Consider the following 15,610-nt stretch of genomic DNA (forward strand, 5'->3'; position numbering starts at 1 on the left):
TCGGCCCGGCAAAAATGGCAGCGTTAACCGCCTATTAGCGTTAACAGTTTATTGCTGGCGCGTCTGGTCCGATCGTCTCCCGAGTCCATGTGACATGCGTCAGCAGCCTTCTACCGTCCGGCTCCTTGCCTCCGCGGCCCTGACCGCGCTCCTTGCTGCCGGGCTCGGCGGCTGCCAGACCATGTCCGACGTCACAGGCTCCTTACGGACGAGGACCGAGCAGCCGCCCGCCAGCCCGCAACAGGCGATCGAGGTCTACGGCGATCGCTACCGCGCCAACCCCAAGGACGCCAACACGGCGATTGCCTATGGCCAGGCGCTGCGCACCAACGGTCAGCGCGAGCAGGCGGTCGCCGTCCTCGAACAGGCGACACTTGCCAATCCCGGCAACAAGGCGGTCCTTGCGGCTTACGGACGGGCGCTGGCCGACAACGGCAATTTCAAGCTGGCCTTCGACGTGCTGTCGCGCGCCCATTCGCCTGACAACCCGGATTGGAAGCTCTTGTCCGTACAGGGCACGGTGCTCGACCAGATGGGACGTCATGACGAGGCACGGCGCTACTACGAGAGCGCGCTGAAGATCGTGCCGGGCGAGCCTTCGGTGTTGTCCAATCTCGGCCTGTCCTACATGCTGGCGAAGGATCTGCCCAAGGCCGAAGAGGTCTTACGGCAAGCCTATGGGTCGCAGCGCGCGGATGCGCGCGTCAGGCAGAATCTGGCGCTGGTGGTCGGACTGCAAGGCCGCTTCGGCGAGGCCGAACAAATCGCCAGGGCTGATCTCCCGCCCGAGGAGGCGGCGGCCAACGTGGCTTATCTCAAGCAGATGCTGCAGGGCAAAGGCAAGCCGCAGAACGGTCGTGGCGCTCCGGTGGCCTCGCTCGATCGGCCGGACTGATCCCGGTTTTCGATCACCCCTCCGGCGCGAAATCGCTGTGCCGGGACCGAAGGATCGGCTGACGAATTGCCAGCCGATCTTTTATTGCATGGCCGCAATCTTGATGCCGGTCGGCCCGAGAATCACGACAAACAAGACCGGCAGGAAGAAGACGATCATCGGCACCGTCAGTTTCGGCGGCAGCGCGGCGGCTTTCTTCTCGGCCTCGTTCATGCGCATGTCGCGGTTTTCCTGCGCCATCACCCGTAGGGATTGGCTGAGCGGCGTGCCGTAACGCTCCGACTGTTGAAGGGCAAGGCAGACCGACTTCACGCCGTCGAGTCCAGTACGCCGGGCGAGGTTTTCGTAGGCCACCTTGCGGTCCTGCAGATAGGAGAGTTCGGCCGTGGTCAGTGTGAATTCCTCGGACAAAGCGATCGACTGGCCGGTGATTTCCGTGGACACCCTGCGGAACGCCGCCTCGATCGACATGCCGGATTCGATGCAGATCAGGAGCAGGTCCAGCGCGTCAGGAAAGGCTCGTTTGATCGAGAGCTGGCGCTTGGTGATCGCGTTCTTCAGGAACAGCATCGGCGCCTGCAGCCCCAGATAGGCCATGCCGACGCAGATGCCGACCTTGACCGGCAGCGTTTTCTCCATATGGGCGATGACGAAGACGTAGAGCACCGAGCCCACAAACAGCACGATCGGCGTCACGGCGCGCGCAAACAGGAAAGTGATGTAGGGGGCCTGGCCGCGATAGCCGGCCATCACGAGCTTCTCGCGCGCCGCTTCCTGGGCGAGCCATTTGGTGAGGTTGAAGTCGTCGACCACCTTGGCGACGATCTGCTTCGGCGTTTGTCGGAGCGAGACCCTCTCGCCGCTGGCGAGCCGCTCGCGCTCGCGCTGCCGGAGCCGCTCACGTTCGCTGGCGACGGCCTTCATGCGCTTGTTGAGGTTTTCGCCAGCGAATAGCGGGGTGATCAGCGTGTAGACCGTCGCGCTCGCCGCGATCGCGGCGAACAGCATGGTCATGAAGTGCGGATCATGAAGCTTGCTGACGAGGAAATCGACCATGATGCGCCCTCAGAAATCGAAGTTGATCATTTTCTTCATGACCATGATGCCCATCGACATCCAGATCACGCAACCGACCAGCATGAGTTGGCCGGTCGGATGGGTCCACAACAGCGAGATGTAGCCGGGCGTGGACAGGTAGACCAGCAACATCACGATCGGCGGCAGCGAGCCGATGATGCCGGCGGAAGCCTTGGCTTCCATGGACATCGCCTGGATCTTCTCGGCCATTTTCTTGCGGTCGCGCAGCACCTTCGAGAGGTTACCAAGCGCTTCGGACAGATTGCCGCCCGACTTCTGTTGGATCGCGATGACGATGCCGAAGAAGTTTGCCTCGGGCAGCGGCATCCGATCATAGAGCCGGGCGCAGGCTTCGCCGAGCGGCATGCCGATCGCCTGGGTTTCGATGATGGCCAGGAATTCGCTGCGCAGCGGCTCCGGCGAGTCCGCAGCGACCACCTTGATCGATTCGAACAGCGGCAGGCCGGCCTTGATACCTCGAACGATCACGTCGACGGCGTCGGGCAGCGCAGCCAGGAATTGCTTCTCGCGCCGCTTCTTCAGGAAGCTCAGCGCCCAGCGCGGCAGGCCGAACCCGGCGGCAAAGCCGAGGCCAAGCGCGCCGAGCAGGCCGCCGCCGGCGAAGAACGCGATCGCGCAGGTGGCGATGCCGAGAACGCCCGAAATGATCCAGAATTTCTGCTCGGTCAGGTCGAGCCCGGCCTGCGAGATGCGCATGCTGAGCGGTACCTTGGTCCGCTGCTGCGCGCGCGCCTCGAGGTCCTTGAGTGATGATTCGACCTGTTCGCGGCGCGAACGCTGGGTTCGCTCGGCTTGGCGGACCACCGGCTCCTGCTTGGCGACCGAACTCCGACGTGCTTCGGCTTTCCGCTCACCCGAGAGGATCGGATAGAGGAAGACCCAGGCAATGCCGCCGATCGCGGTGGCGGCAAGAAAGGCGAGGGCGAGGACCTGCAGCTTCATCGTGGCGTCTCTCAGCTCTTGCCGGCGACTTCTGCAGCGTCAAGGGCCGCAGCGAGACGCTTTTCTTCGCCATAATAGCGGGCGCGTTCCCAGAACCGCGGACGCCCGATGCCGGTCGAGCGGTGCTGGCCGATGATCTTGCCGTTGGCGTCTTCGCCGACGAGATCGTAGACGAAGATGTCCTGGGTGATGATGGTGTCGCCTTCCATGCCCATCACCTCGGTAATGTGCGTGATCCGACGAGAACCGTCGCGCAGGCGCGCGGCCTGGATGATGACATCGATCGAGGCGCAGATCATCTCGCGGATGGTGCGGGAGGGAAGCGAAAAGCCGCCCATGGTGATCATGGATTCGCAGCGCGACAGCGCTTCGCGCGGGTTGTTGGCGTGCAGCGTGCCCATCGAGCCGTCATGGCCGGTGTTCATGGCCTGCAACAGGTCGAAAGCCTCGGGGCCGCGGACCTCGCCGACGATGATGCGTTCGGGGCGCATACGCAGACAGTTGCGGACCAGTTCACGCATCGTGATCTGCCCCTCGCCCTCGATATTGGGCGGGCGGGTTTCGAGGCGTACCACGTGCGGCTGCTGCAGCTGGAGTTCGGCCGCGTCCTCGCAGGTGATGATGCGCTCGTCGTGATCGATATAGTTGGTGAGGCAGTTCAACAGTGTGGTCTTGCCGGAACCGGTGCCCCCGGAGATGAGCACGTTGCAGCGGCAGCGGCCGATGATCTGCAGGATCTCCGCGCCCTCCGGCGTGATCGCCCCGAACTTGACGAGCTGATCGAGGGTCAGCTTGTCCTTCTTGAATTTACGAATCGTGAGTGCGGGCCCATCGATCGCCAGCGGCGGTACGATCGCGTTGACGCGCGAGCCGTCGGCGAGGCGCGCGTCGCAGATCGGGGAGGATTCGTCGACGCGGCGGCCGACCTGGCTCACGATGCGCTGGCAGATGTTGAGAAGCTGCTGATTGTCGCGGAAACGGATACCGGTCCGTTGGATCTTGCCGCCGACCTCGATAAAGACCGTGCCGGCGCCGTTGACCATGATATCGGCGATGTCATCGCGCGACAGCAGAGGCTCCAGCGGACCGTAGCCGAGCACGTCGTTGCAGATGTCGTCGAGCAGCTCCTCCTGCTCCGCGATCGACATCACGATGTTCTTGATCGCGATGATCTCGTTGACGATGTCGCGGATTTCCTCGCGCGCGGATTCGCCGTCGAGCTTGGCGAGCTGCGCGAGGTCGATGGCCTCGATCAACGCGCCGAAGATGGTTGCCTTGACCTGATAATAATTGTCGGAACGCCGCGTCTCGACAACGGGCGGCGGAGGTGGCGGCTGTCGGATCGGCGCGAGCGGCGGCGATGACACCGCAGGCGTTGCCAGAGTGCGCGGCGCGGGATTGCCCGCGGCGGGAACAGGTTCCGGCGCAGGCGCCGCGGGCCGCATGACCCGGTTGTCGCTGTCTAATCCGCTACGCTTACCAAACACGACTCACAACTCCAGACGAGGCGCTTTACTTCGCCCTCAACTTTTCGATCAAGGGTGTCAGGAAGAAGCCCTTGGACTTCTTGGTTTCGCTGCGGCCGGTGAGCCGCTGTGCGATCTGCAGAAACATCTCGGACGTTCGGTGATTGGCGGCGATTTCCGCGATCATCTGGCCGTTATTGGCGGCGGCTCCGAAGATCTGCGGCTCGAACGGGATGGAGACGACCGGCTGGCTTTCGATCGCCTTGGCGAATTCGCCGGCATTGATTTCAGGCCGCTTCGGCACCCCGACCTGGTTCAGGCAGTAGAGCGGCACCCGGTCGTTCGGGCGGGCCGCCTTCAACAGGTCGAAGATGTTCTTGGTATTGCGCAAGGACGCAAGGTCGGGCGCCGCAACGATCAGAATGTCGTCGGCGCCGACCAGTGCGCGCTTGGTCCAGCCCGACCACTGATGAGGCACGTCGAGCACGATGCAGGGCATGGTTGCGCGCAGAGTGTCGAAGATGGCGTCGAACGCCTCGACACCGAAATCGTAGACCCGATCGAGCGTCGCCGGGGCCGCGAGCAGGCTCAGATGGTCGGTGCATTTCGACAGCAGGCGGTCGATGAAAGCGATATCGATGCGATCGGGAGAGAACACAGCGTCCGCAATCCCCTGCGGCGGGTCCTGATTGTAGTCGAGACCCGCGGTGCCGAAGGCAAGGTCGAGATCGGCAACGACGGAATCCATCGCGAGGTCGCGGGCAATCGCCCAAGCGACATTGTGCGCGATCGTCGAGGCTCCGACGCCACCCTTGGCACCGACGACGGCAACGATGCGGCCGACCGACTTGGCTTCGGGCGCCGAGAACAAGTTGCAGATCGAACGGACGACGTCGAGCGGGGCGACCGGAGCCAGTACGTAGTCGCTGACGCCGCGCCGGACCAGCTCCCGGTACAGCGCAACGTCGTTGATGCGGCCGATCACGACGACGCGGGTGCCCGGGTCACAGACAGTCGCGAGTTGATCGAGGCCAGCAAGAATGTCCGACCGTGTGTCCGTCTCCAGCACGATCACATTCGGCGTCGGCGCCGAGCGATAGGCCTCGATGGCGGCGGCCATGCCGCCCATCTGGACCTTGATATGGGCCTTGCCGAGGCGACGATCTTCGCCTGCTGCCTGGACGGTGGCGGCTGTCTCCACGGTCTCGCAGAAGGCCTGCACCGAAACGCGGGGCGCAGGCGCGATGTGATCGTCGGCCGGTGGTGGCACGACCTCCGGCTGTCCCTCGGGGCTCTGTCGGGCGTAGCTGATCATTTGCCTGTATCGCTCAGTTTGGCCTTGTCGGCTTCAGGATAAGTGATCGCGGTTGGCGTTCCCTTACGGTATTTCTCGAATAACGCGGTACGCCTTGCGGTATAGGGCGGTGTTTCGGACCGTGGCTGCACCAGGTCGGCCGGATTGTCGATCATGGCAGCCAGATTGCGCTGATTGGCGCAGCCATAGTTGTAGTAGGAGCGATTATCGAAATAGCCCTTGTTCTTGATCGACGGGCCGAGATCCTCCGGCCAGAGCCCGCAAGGGCCTGCCGTCGCCGAGAGTCTCGGATAGCTGAGGCGGATGGCTGCAAGCAGGCGCGAATCCTTGGGACGATAGTTTCGTACGACCACCGCGTGTGGCGGGACCCCCGCGGCGACAAGCAGCGATTGAATTTCCCGGATCGAATCGGCGGCGGCGCGCGCATTCGGGGTCTGCACCGGCACGTCGGCGCTGATCGCGCCGGTACCCTCATGACGCCAGCTTTGCGCAAGGCCCATGACGTCGGCGCGCTGCTCGGCCGTCAAGCCGCCGCGCCCTTGGCCGACGAACACGACCATGGATTCGTTGGCTTCCTGAACGGCGATCGGGTGTCGCAGGCGGTAATCCTCGGGAATGCTCGCTGTGGTCACAGCATCGTTCGTATGGTTGCAGGCCCCCAATATCAGGGCCGCGCCACCTAGAACGGCTGCCACGCGCAGGCGCCGGTTGCGAACGAGGGGGGCTGTTGCGGTCATCAGTGAAATCCTCGTTCCAAGCTCAGTCGGTAATGAAGCCGTAGGTGCCGCGATAGCTCCGTCCGGGCTCGCCCCGTCCGGGTACGCCGTAGATGCGGTTGATGTTTCCGAGCAGGTCGGCTTGCGGATCGGAGGCCGCGGCGAAGCCGTCATCCGGTCGCGACAGGTCCTTCGGCGCCACAGCGCGAACGACGTAGGGCGTGACGATCACCACCAGCTCCGTCTGGTTATTGACGTAATCCCGGCTGCGGAACAGCGCGCCCAAAACGGGCAGCTGCATCAAGCCGGGCATGCCGTTGATCGCCGACTTGGTCTGCTGCTGGATCAGGCCGGCCATGGCCATGGCGCCGCCAGAGGGAATTTCCAGGCTGGTTTCGGCACGGCGGGTCCTGATGGATGGAACGGTCAGCGAGTTGGTGACGGTGGAACTGACCGCCTGCGACAGCGTGATCGAATTGTCGTTCGTGAGCTCGGAGACCTCGGTCATCACCCGGAGCGAGATACGTCCCTCGCTCAGCACGACTGGGGTGAAATTGAGTGAAATACCGAACTTCTTGAAGCTGATCTGGGTGGTACAGACATGGGTCGTGGGGTCGCACGCATAACCGGCCGGGATAGGGAATTCGCCGCCGGCGATGAAGGTGGCGGATTCGCCGGAGATCGCGGTCAGATTTGGTTCGGCAAGGGTCCGGACCACGCCTGCGCTCTCCATGGCCCGCAGCGTGGCCTGCACCGAGGGGGTTGAGCCGAAGCCAGCGGTGATGGCGTTGCTGGAGACGAGGCTGGTCCCGTTCGCCGTGAACGGGTTGGAATTGTTGAACTGAACCACGGAGGTGCCGTAGTTCAGCTGCCCGGACAGGTCGATACCGAGTTGCTTGACGATCGAGCGCGATACTTCGGCGACCGTCACCTTGAGCATGACCTGGTCGCGGCCGCGCGCCACGATCGAGTTGACCACTTTGTCGGCGCCGCCGGCAAGCCGCGCGGCAAGGTCACCGGCCTGCTGGGCCTCGACCTGGCTCGCAGCCGTGCCGCTCAGCACGATGCCCTCGCCGAGGCCTTCGACCTGGATGTCCGCGTTGGGCAGCAGCTGCTTGAGCGCGGCGCGCATCCCGTTCAGGTCGCGTTTGACGGCGATGTCATAGGCCGCGATCTGTTGGCCCGAAGCATCGAAGAACACGATGTTGGTCTGACCGACAGCCGCGCCGATGATATAGGCGCGCTGAGCGGAGCGCACCACGGCGTTGGCGATCTTGGGGTCGGCGACCAGTACGTCTTTGATGTCGCGCGGCAGGTCGATCACGATCGACTTGCCGACACCAAGCGCGAGGAAGCGTGCATTCATCTGGCCGTCCGCAGCGACCGGCGTCGCCGGACGGTAATCGGCAGCAATCGCCGGCGCCAATGCCGGGCTGAGGCTGAGCGCGGCGGCGGCAGACAACGACAGCGCACGAACCGCCCAAGTCGGCTTCATCCGCTGATTTTCGTTGCATGTCATAACGGGAGTCCTCTTGATCACTTCTGTGTCGTCATCGTGCTGGGAACGCCGTAACGAACCACGGCGACGCTATCGCTGCGCCTGCGGCTCTGGTCCTCGGTGCGGTTCTCGGCGACGTTGAGGTCGGCAATGCTGCGCAGCGCCAGCGACAAGGTGCCGGTCTGACGCGCGCGTGCGAGCAGTTCGGCCTGCTCCGGCTTCAGCTCCAGGGTGACGGTCTTGCCGACGACGGTGGTTTGGCCGTCCTTCTCCTTGGGGGCCTGGTCGATTGCCAGCACACGGATGTTCGACAGAATGATCTCGGAATTGACCATGTCTCCGGCATTCGGATGATCCGGATTGTGCTCGCGCTTGGACAGAATGACGTCCACCCGGTCGTTCGGCAGAATAAAGCCGCCGGCGCCGGTCTCGGGTGAAATTTCCGTCGAGACCGCGCGCATGCCGGTTGGCAGGATCGCGGCCATGAAGCCGGACCCGTCGGCCTTGACCAGCTTCTGCTCGCGGATCGGCTCACCGGCGATGAACGGCGCCCGGGCGATGTTGCCGACCACCTGATTGGTCGCGTCCGGGCGGTCGCTGCGGCGGATGAATGTGCTGCTTGCGGCCGCGGCTGGCCAGGTCTGCCATTGCAGATCGTCAGGCTTGATCGATTGACCGAGGCCGATATCGGACTTGGCGACCAGGACGTCGATCGTCTGAAGCTGGACGACCGGTGCCGCCGGTGCCGGCTTGTCGTCGGATCCGCTCGCAAGATAAGCGGCCACGCCGCCGGCGCCGACAGCGATGGTCAGGACGACAATGCGTGCGGTATTCATTACGCTTCACTTTCCACATTACGCTGGGATACCCGTGAAGCCGGCTCGAGGTTCGCTCCCTGCCTGCCCATGGCGGCCATGCGAACAGCAATCCAAGGTCTCACTGGCATCAATCTGCTGGTGTCCCGTGAGCGCCGGCATTCGCAAGAGCGCCTCCCGAAGAGGAGGGGAATGTCAGCGCCGAGACACCGGCGTCGCCGTGATGGGAGTTGAGCAGTTATTCGTCAAAGCATGGTTAATGAGGCGTATCTAAATCGCCTTAACACCGCGTTGCTGTGGCGTTTCAGTATCCGGCGAAGCGGGCGAGGTCGATGGCCTTCACCCAGCTGGTGTCCGGATAGATCATCAGCGCGCCAAGCGCGAGCGCGATGCCGTAGGGAATGCCGCTCTCCTTGGCATGCAGCCTTGCGAGCCAGGGGTGGCCGGCCAACATGTAAGGCAGCGGCCATTGGCGAAATTGCAGCAAGAGGAGCGTCAGCACGCCTCCGAACAGCGAAGCGTAGAGGAGGTAGTTCAACAGGTGGCCGAAGCCGAACCACAGCGCCGCGGCTGATGCGATCTTGGCATCGCCGCCGCCGATCCAGCCGCAGGCAAAGCAGCCGAATGCGACGATGAGAAGTGCCGCACCCGCCGCGAGATGCAGCAGCATGTCATAGGGACCCATCCCCCCCAATAGCGCGAGCACGACAAATCCTGCTGCGAGTGCCAACGAGACCCGGTTCGAGATCGTCATGGTAAACAGGTCGCTCGCCGCAGCGAACGCCATGAGTGCCGGGAACAGCAGAAGGCGGGCGATATCGAGGACCATGGCTCAGCACGTTGGTTCGGCCGGCGCGAGCGGCGCCAAGTCAAGTTCTAACGCCGAGAAATGAACGATCGGAAAACGGCCGGTCGCCAGGGGCCGGTTCGAGCCCGCAAGCCTCACCACGTGGCGGCGATCCGCAGCGCGAGCACGACGATGGATAGCCCGAGCGCAAGGCATACCCATTGCAGCGGTCCATCGGACCCATCGAGCGATTTGTTCGTCGTTGCTACAGGCACAATTGGCTTACGCATGCGGACGCCGTCGACAGGAGGGGAAATGATAAAGGCCCCGGGATGCCGGGGCCTTTGCTCTGGTCGTGACGGCCGCTTACTTCAGCGACGCGTTGATCGAGGTGAACTTGCTGCCCAGGCTGGTGCCGAGGCCGTTCACTGCCGCGATGATCGCGAGCGAGATGCCGGCGGCGATCAGGCCGTATTCGATCGCGGTGGCGCCGGACTCATCCTTCACGAAACGAGCAAGAAGATCCTTCATATCGTAGCTCCATGTACACGTGGCTGGTCGAACTATAGCTGGTCGTTCGGCGTTCTCAGCACCGTGACCATGTGGGCACCCTAGGAGCCGACGATTTCGGCGTCGTTAATTCGATCGCGTAAACACGGTTACAAGTGGCTGTTGTTGCGCAGAGTAAATTTCCGATGAAGGGGGCATCGAAAATTTGAGGCGATGAATATGATGCGGATCGTCTGTTCGGTCGGTGCGATCTCGTACCCGGAATAGAGACGAGCTCCTCGCCGCCATCGGCGGCGGCGAAGAACGGTTACGGCTCCTTAAGCGCGAGAGAGTACGCCTTGGCAGGGTTTTGATGCGAGGCGCTCATGTCCAATCTGCCTATGGAAGTCGTTACGATGCTCGGCGAGACCATCGAGAAGGTCGTGCCGACCACGATTGTGCTTGCTGTCGTTTTCGCGGTGCTGAGCCGGTTCTGGGCATGTAATCCCGGCAAGCCGTGGTGGCACAAACGCGAGCTCGTTACCGATTTGGTGTACTGGTTCTTCGTTCCGGTCTTCGCGCGCGTGTTGCGGATCGGTCTCCTCGTGCTGGGTGCAGGAGTCATCTTCAAGATTCACGACGCCGATGAGCTGATCGCATTCTATGACAATGGCCACGGTCCGCTGGCGCAGTTGCCGTTGTGGCTGCAGGCGCTGCTGTTCCTGGTGCTCTCGGATTTCCTGCTGTACTGGTCGCACCGGGTGTTTCATGGCGGCGAGTTCTGGAAGTATCACGCCGTGCATCATTCTTCCGAGGATCTCGAGTGGATCTCGGCAGCCCGCTTTCATCCGGTGAATCTTATTCTCGGAACCATTGCGGCCGATGTCATTCTGCTGATGGCGGGCATCTCGCCCAACGTGATGATCTGGGTCGGTCCGTTCACGACCTTTCACTCGGCCTTCGTGCATGCAAACCTCAATTGGACACTCGGGCCGTTCAGATATGTTCTGGCCACCCCGGTCTTTCATCGCTGGCATCACACGCCGATGGAAGAAGGCGGCAACACCAACTTCGCCGGAACCTTTCCGATCTGGGATCTCCTGTTCGGCACCTTCCGCATGCCGGAGGGGCAGCTGCCGCTCGTCTACGGCAAGGACGAAGCGGACATGCCAGGCGAGATCGTCGGCCAGCTCGCATTTCCGTTCCGGCATTGAGGTGGTTGAAGGCTCCGCCGACGGCGGCGTGCAAATGCGGGCCGCGTTTGCGGATCGTTCACCAATTCAAGGCAGATTGCGACATCGGGCGCCGTCACCGCTGCGTATCGCTTGAGACGGCATGTTGATGCCCCGGGGTTGAGTATGTCGTTCAGTCTGTTGCGTCGCCTTGCGTCTTTGTCTTTCGGACTGCCCTCGCTTGCGATTGTGGTTGCGCTTTGGCCGGCCGCTGCGCTAGCCGATCCCGCGCCGAATGCAATCTCGGTCAACGTCGATCAGGCAAAGCTGGTGAAGCTGCCGGATCGGGTTGCGACGATCGTGGTCGGCAATCCGATGATCGCCGATGTGACCCTTCAGAATGGCGGGGTCCTTATCGTGACGGGCAAGGGCTATGGTGCCACCAACTTCATCGCGATGGACCGCAGCGGCCAGATCCTGGTCGACCGGCAGATCCAGGTGGCTGGTCCGACCGACCAGCTCGTGACGATCTATCGGGGTATCGACCGCGAGACCTACAGCTGCATGCCGCTCTGCCAGCGGCGCGTTACGCTGGGGGACGGCGACACCTATTTCAGGTCGGTCATGGACCAGGCAGGCTCGCTGTCCAGTCAGGCGAGCGGCAGCGTCGCCGCCGGAGCCGCAAAGACGAACTGATCAATATGGGGCCGGCCGGGCTTGCATCCGCATGCGGTCGTGCCGGCATGCGGCATGGTTAATGCCGACCTAACAGAACCCATCATTTAGTTCCGGTCGTGGGAAACGCTTCACCAAGAAGTTTCCGCTATTTCCTTCGCTCAGGTTGATTGCTCCAGCCGGATGAGCCGATGGTCTTCCCTACGTCCTCGATCGCGTCGTTCCATAAGGTATTGCGCCGGTTCCGGCGTAACCGCCGGGGTGCGGCCGCAATCGAGTTTGCGCTGGTCGCCCCGATCTTCTTTGCACTTCTGTTCGCGATCATCGAGACGGCGCTGGTGTTCTTCGCGGGCCAGCTGCTGGAGACGGCGACGCAGGATTCTGCTCGCATGATTCTGACCGGACAGGCCCAGCAGGGCTCCTACACCCAGCAGCAATTCGCGAACTATGTCTGTACGCAGACCCAGGTTTCGGTGCTGTTCGACTGCAACAAGATCTCTATCGACGTGCAGAGTTATCCGTCGTTCTCGAACGTCACGATCAACAACCAGATCGACAGCAGCGGCAACTTCATCAACAACATGCAGTACAATCCCGGCGGCGCAGGGGATATCGTGGTTGTCCGGCTGTTTTATCAGTGGCCCATCTACGTGACCGGGCTTGGCTACAACATCGCCAACCTGTCGGGAAGCAAGCGGCTGTTGGTTGCGACCGCAGCTTTCAAGAACGAGCCGTACTGACGAGCTCCGCAAAGGGTGGTGCAATGATCTCTGTCACGCGACCCGGCTCGCTGATCGGCGTCCGTCTGCAGCGTCTGGTGGGCGATCTTGCAACGGACTGCCGCGGCATCGCCGCGACCGAGTTCGCCTTCATCGTCCCGCTGATGCTGGTGATGTTCTTCGGCACCGTGGAGTTCTGTTCGGGGATCGCGGTTCAGCGCAAGGTCACCTTGATGGCGCGGACCTTGTCCGACCTGACCTCGCAATCGACATCGGTCAACGATTTCACCAACACCTTCGCGGCCTCGAACGGGATCATGTATCCCTACCCGACCTCACCCTTGAACTCGACGATCACCGAACTCTATGTCGATCCCAAAACGATGCAGGCCCGTGTGCAATGGAGCGTGGGGTCGGCTCCGCATGCTCAGAGCAGCACGGTCGGGATCCCCGCCGCGCTCCTGGTTGCCGGCACCTATCTGATCTTCAGTGAGGTCAACTATAAATACGTTCCGACCGTCGGCTATGTGATGGCCCAGACCGGCGTGACCTTGGGCGACGTCTCCTATACGCGGCCACGGCAATCGAGCTGCGTGTTCTACACTCCCGTCGATGGGACGACGACGACTTGTCCGAGCAGATGAGGGACGGGCCTGGAACACCAGTTCCGGACGGTGCGCAGTGCAACGAAGAGCAACGCAACAAAAAGGGCCGCGGAGAGGCGGCCCTTTGTCTTATCGGCATTCGGTTCAACCGGCCACGGATCGGACCGGACGGACGCTCAGTTGGCAGCGCGAAGATTGTCGGCTGACGACTTGCCCGAACGGCGGTCAGCTACGATCTCGTAGGAGATCTTCTGGCCTTCGCGCAGCGTGCCGAGGCCAGCGCGCTCGACGGCGCTGATGTGCACGAACACGTCGTTGCCGCCATCATCCGGCTGAATGAAGCCGTAGCCCTTGGTTGCGTTAAACCACTTCACGGTTCCCATGCTCACGGGGGTAGTCCCTTCTCGGATATCAAATGCGTAACCCAGGTACCTGGGCTGGTTAGATCGAATTTTTGGAAGGGTCGTCAGCGTCTGAACCGGCTGTACCGGTAATAGCTAATGTCGTCCGGCCGAAAATCGATTGCGGCCTATATTATGGGAAAAAAGGCTTCGAAACAATCCTGAGCTGCGCCAGCGCGCACGTTTTTTTGACGCGCCGGCCGGGGCCGGCGCGCTCTGCGAACCGATGGCGTCAGGCCACCTCGATCAACACCGAAGGGCGCAATGTGCGCCCAAAGTCTAACGACGGCGGAACTGGCCGCCCCGCTGGGCCGCCCCGCGCGGGGGACCGCCTGCCGTGCTCGGGCGCTCGTCCTTGTGACGGAAAATCAGACGTCCCTTTTCAAGGTCGTAGGGCGACATCTCGACCGTCACGCGATCGCCGGCGAGCGTCTTGATGCGATTTTTTTTCATTTTGCCGGCAGTGTAGGCAACGATCTCGTGCCCGGTATCAAGTTGCACGCGATATCGCGCGTCGGGAAGGATTTCGGTGACCAGCCCTTCGAACTGGATCAGCTCTTCCTTAGCCATGTGTCTCTCCAGATCGATAGACGTCTAGTTTGGCCGTTGGTTGCGGTTCGGGTTTGTATTCCGTCGGTGTTCAGGTCTGCTCGCGCGTTGCAAAAACGCAACGCCTTGAATCGCCCCGGCCTTGCCGCCGCCTTGCGGCGGTCGCTGGGACTCTTGGCGATTGCTGGGCAGAGAACTCATCATAGCATTGGAACGCCTGCGGCGGCGAGGGCCTTTTGCGGATTTAGCCCCTTCGTTAGCCCGCGCACCCTGCATTCCGGGGCGGCCGCTGCGCTGAGGTGCCGGCGCGGCTTCGTGCTGCCCCGGCGTGCGACGGTCTTCGCGCGGCAGTGAAAGCTTGATGAGCCGCTCAATGTCGCGGAGGTAGGAGAGTTCCTCGGCGCCGGCAACCAGGGAGATCGCAACGCCCTCGGCGCCTGCCCGCGCAGTACGGCCGATGCGATGCACGTAGGTTTCGGGAACGTTGGGCAGGTCGTAATTCACCACATGGCTGACGCCGTCGACATCGATGCCGCGCGCGGCAATGTCGGTGGCGACCAGGGTGCGGATCTCGCCGGAGCGGAATGCGGCCAGGGTGCGCTCACGATGGTTCTGCGACTTGTTGCCGTGGATCGCCTGGGCGGGAATGCCTGCTTTCTCGAGGCCTTTCACCACTTTGTCGGCGCCGTGCTTGGTGCGGGTGAAGACCAGGGCGCGGTTGACCTTCTCCTCCTTGAGGAGCTGGGCCAGCAGGGTTCCCTTGGCGGAATGATCGATCTGGATCGCGCGCTGGGCAATGCGTTCGGCGGTGGAGGAGACCGGGGTCACCGCCACCCGGGCCGGGTCGCGCAGCATCGCGTCGGCCAGCTCGGCAATGTCCTTGGGCATCGTCGCGGAGAAGAACAGCGTCTGGCGCTTGGCCGGCAGCTTGGCGACGATCTTCCGGATGTCGTTGATGAAGCCCATGTCGAGCATGCGATCGGCTTCGTCGAGCACCAGGAACTCGACCTGGTTCAGCTTGAGCCCATTGCTCTGCACGAGGTCGAGCAGCCGCCCGGGGGTTGCGACCAGCACCTCGAGGCCGGGCATGACAGCCCGGACCTGGCGGCCCATGGGAACGCCGCCGATCGCGAGGCTCGCGCTCAATCGGAGATGGCGGCCATAGACGTTGAAGCTGTCGAGGATCTGCCCGGAAAGCTCGCGGGTCGGGCTCAGCACCAGCACGCGGCAGCTCTTGGGCTGCGGCTTGATGCGGTTCTGCAGCAGCCGATGCAGGATCGGTAGCGCAAAGGATGCGGTCTTACCGGTTCCGGTCTGGGCAATGCCGATGACGTCGCGGCCTTCCAAGGCGAGCGGAATGGTCTGGGCCTGGATCGGAGTGGGGGTGTGGTAGTTCTCGTCCTTGAGCGCGCGCATGATCGCGTCGGCAAGGCCAAAATCCTGAAAGGATGTCAAAAGGGGAGTCTTT

17 protein-coding genes are annotated in these 15,610 nt (G+C 62.7%); 5 read left to right on the plus strand and 12 right to left on the minus strand.

Going from position 1 to position 15,610, the window contains the following annotated elements:
• Positions 1–94 precede the first annotated feature (94 nt).
• Positions 95–895, plus strand: a complete 801-nt coding sequence (locus tag QXZ85_RS24930; protein ID WP_315702933.1) for a tetratricopeptide repeat protein — start codon at positions 95–97, stop codon at positions 893–895.
• An 81-nt stretch (positions 896–976) separates the two neighbouring features.
• On the opposite strand, the gene QXZ85_RS24935 is transcribed toward QXZ85_RS24930, so the two are convergent.
• From QXZ85_RS24935 to QXZ85_RS24975, 9 genes are all read right to left on the minus strand, one after another.
• Complete coding sequence (locus tag QXZ85_RS24935; RefSeq protein WP_315702934.1) at positions 977–1,951, minus strand: type II secretion system F family protein; 975 nt, start codon at positions 1,949–1,951, stop codon at positions 977–979.
• Positions 1,952–1,960: 9 nt separating this feature from the next.
• Positions 1,961–2,935: a type II secretion system F family protein gene (locus QXZ85_RS24940; protein WP_315702935.1), complete on the minus strand. Its 975-nt coding sequence runs from the start codon at positions 2,933–2,935 to the stop codon at positions 1,961–1,963.
• 11 nt (positions 2,936–2,946) lie between these two features.
• Positions 2,947–4,422 carry a CpaF family protein gene (locus QXZ85_RS24945; RefSeq protein WP_315702936.1) on the minus strand — a complete coding sequence of 492 codons (1,476 nt, stop codon included), beginning with the start codon at positions 4,420–4,422 and terminating at the stop codon, positions 2,947–2,949.
• Positions 4,423–4,447: 25 nt separating this feature from the next.
• Positions 4,448–5,716: a CpaE family protein gene (locus QXZ85_RS24950; RefSeq protein ID WP_315702937.1), complete on the minus strand. Its 1,269-nt coding sequence runs from the start codon at positions 5,714–5,716 to the stop codon at positions 4,448–4,450.
• Positions 5,713–6,453: a CpaD family pilus assembly protein gene (locus QXZ85_RS24955; RefSeq protein ID WP_315702938.1), complete on the minus strand. Its 741-nt coding sequence runs from the start codon at positions 6,451–6,453 to the stop codon at positions 5,713–5,715. The genes QXZ85_RS24950 and QXZ85_RS24955 overlap by 4 nt, the downstream gene beginning before the upstream one ends.
• Positions 6,454–6,475: 22 nt before the next feature.
• Complete coding sequence (locus QXZ85_RS24960; protein WP_315702939.1) at positions 6,476–7,951, minus strand: type II and III secretion system protein family protein; 1,476 nt, start codon at positions 7,949–7,951, stop codon at positions 6,476–6,478.
• Between the two features lie 17 nt (positions 7,952–7,968).
• Entirely contained in the window at positions 7,969–8,766 is a 798-nt protein-coding gene (gene cpaB / locus QXZ85_RS24965; protein WP_315702940.1) for a Flp pilus assembly protein CpaB, read from the minus strand.
• A 283-nt stretch (positions 8,767–9,049) separates the two neighbouring features.
• On the minus strand, positions 9,050–9,574 hold the full coding sequence (locus QXZ85_RS24970) for a prepilin peptidase (RefSeq protein ID WP_315702941.1): 525 nt from the start codon (positions 9,572–9,574) through the stop codon (positions 9,050–9,052).
• A gap of 324 nt (positions 9,575–9,898) precedes the next feature.
• Positions 9,899–10,063: a Flp family type IVb pilin gene (locus QXZ85_RS24975; protein ID WP_316174993.1), complete on the minus strand. Its 165-nt coding sequence runs from the start codon at positions 10,061–10,063 to the stop codon at positions 9,899–9,901.
• A 344-nt stretch (positions 10,064–10,407) separates the two neighbouring features.
• On the opposite strand from QXZ85_RS24975, the gene QXZ85_RS24980 reads away from it, so the two are divergent.
• The 4 genes from QXZ85_RS24980 (at position 10,408) to QXZ85_RS24995 (ending at position 13,231) form a co-directional block, all read left to right on the plus strand.
• Positions 10,408–11,235 (plus strand): sterol desaturase family protein, encoded by an 828-nt coding sequence (locus tag QXZ85_RS24980; protein WP_315702943.1) that lies wholly within the window; start codon positions 10,408–10,410, stop codon positions 11,233–11,235.
• 144 nt (positions 11,236–11,379) lie between these two features.
• Positions 11,380–11,889 carry a pilus assembly protein N-terminal domain-containing protein gene (locus tag QXZ85_RS24985; RefSeq protein ID WP_315728240.1) on the plus strand — a complete coding sequence of 170 codons (510 nt, stop codon included), beginning with the start codon at positions 11,380–11,382 and terminating at the stop codon, positions 11,887–11,889.
• Between the two features lie 170 nt (positions 11,890–12,059).
• Positions 12,060–12,608: a TadE/TadG family type IV pilus assembly protein gene (locus tag QXZ85_RS24990; protein WP_315702945.1), complete on the plus strand. Its 549-nt coding sequence runs from the start codon at positions 12,060–12,062 to the stop codon at positions 12,606–12,608.
• A gap of 23 nt (positions 12,609–12,631) precedes the next feature.
• Positions 12,632–13,231 (plus strand): TadE/TadG family type IV pilus assembly protein, encoded by a 600-nt coding sequence (locus QXZ85_RS24995; RefSeq protein WP_315702946.1) that lies wholly within the window; start codon positions 12,632–12,634, stop codon positions 13,229–13,231.
• 137 nt (positions 13,232–13,368) lie between these two features.
• On the opposite strand, the gene QXZ85_RS25000 is transcribed toward QXZ85_RS24995, so the two are convergent.
• The 3 genes from QXZ85_RS25000 to QXZ85_RS25010 all read right to left on the minus strand — a co-directional run bounded on the left by QXZ85_RS25000 (position 13,369) and on the right by QXZ85_RS25010 (position 15,597).
• Positions 13,369–13,581, minus strand: coding sequence for a cold-shock protein (locus tag QXZ85_RS25000; RefSeq protein ID WP_006612155.1), 213 nt, complete (start codon positions 13,579–13,581; stop codon positions 13,369–13,371).
• A gap of 291 nt (positions 13,582–13,872) precedes the next feature.
• Positions 13,873–14,163, minus strand: a complete 291-nt coding sequence (gene infA, locus QXZ85_RS25005; RefSeq protein ID WP_315702947.1) for a translation initiation factor IF-1 — start codon at positions 14,161–14,163, stop codon at positions 13,873–13,875.
• Positions 14,164–14,187: 24 nt separating this feature from the next.
• Positions 14,188–15,597, minus strand: a complete 1,410-nt coding sequence (locus QXZ85_RS25010; RefSeq protein ID WP_315703191.1) for a DEAD/DEAH box helicase — start codon at positions 15,595–15,597, stop codon at positions 14,188–14,190.
• Between the last annotated feature and the right edge of the window lie 13 nt (positions 15,598–15,610).

The sequence above is a fragment of the Bradyrhizobium sp. SZCCHNGR1005 genome, from assembly GCF_032489995.1.
Taxonomy (GTDB): domain Bacteria; phylum Pseudomonadota; class Alphaproteobacteria; order Rhizobiales; family Xanthobacteraceae; genus Bradyrhizobium.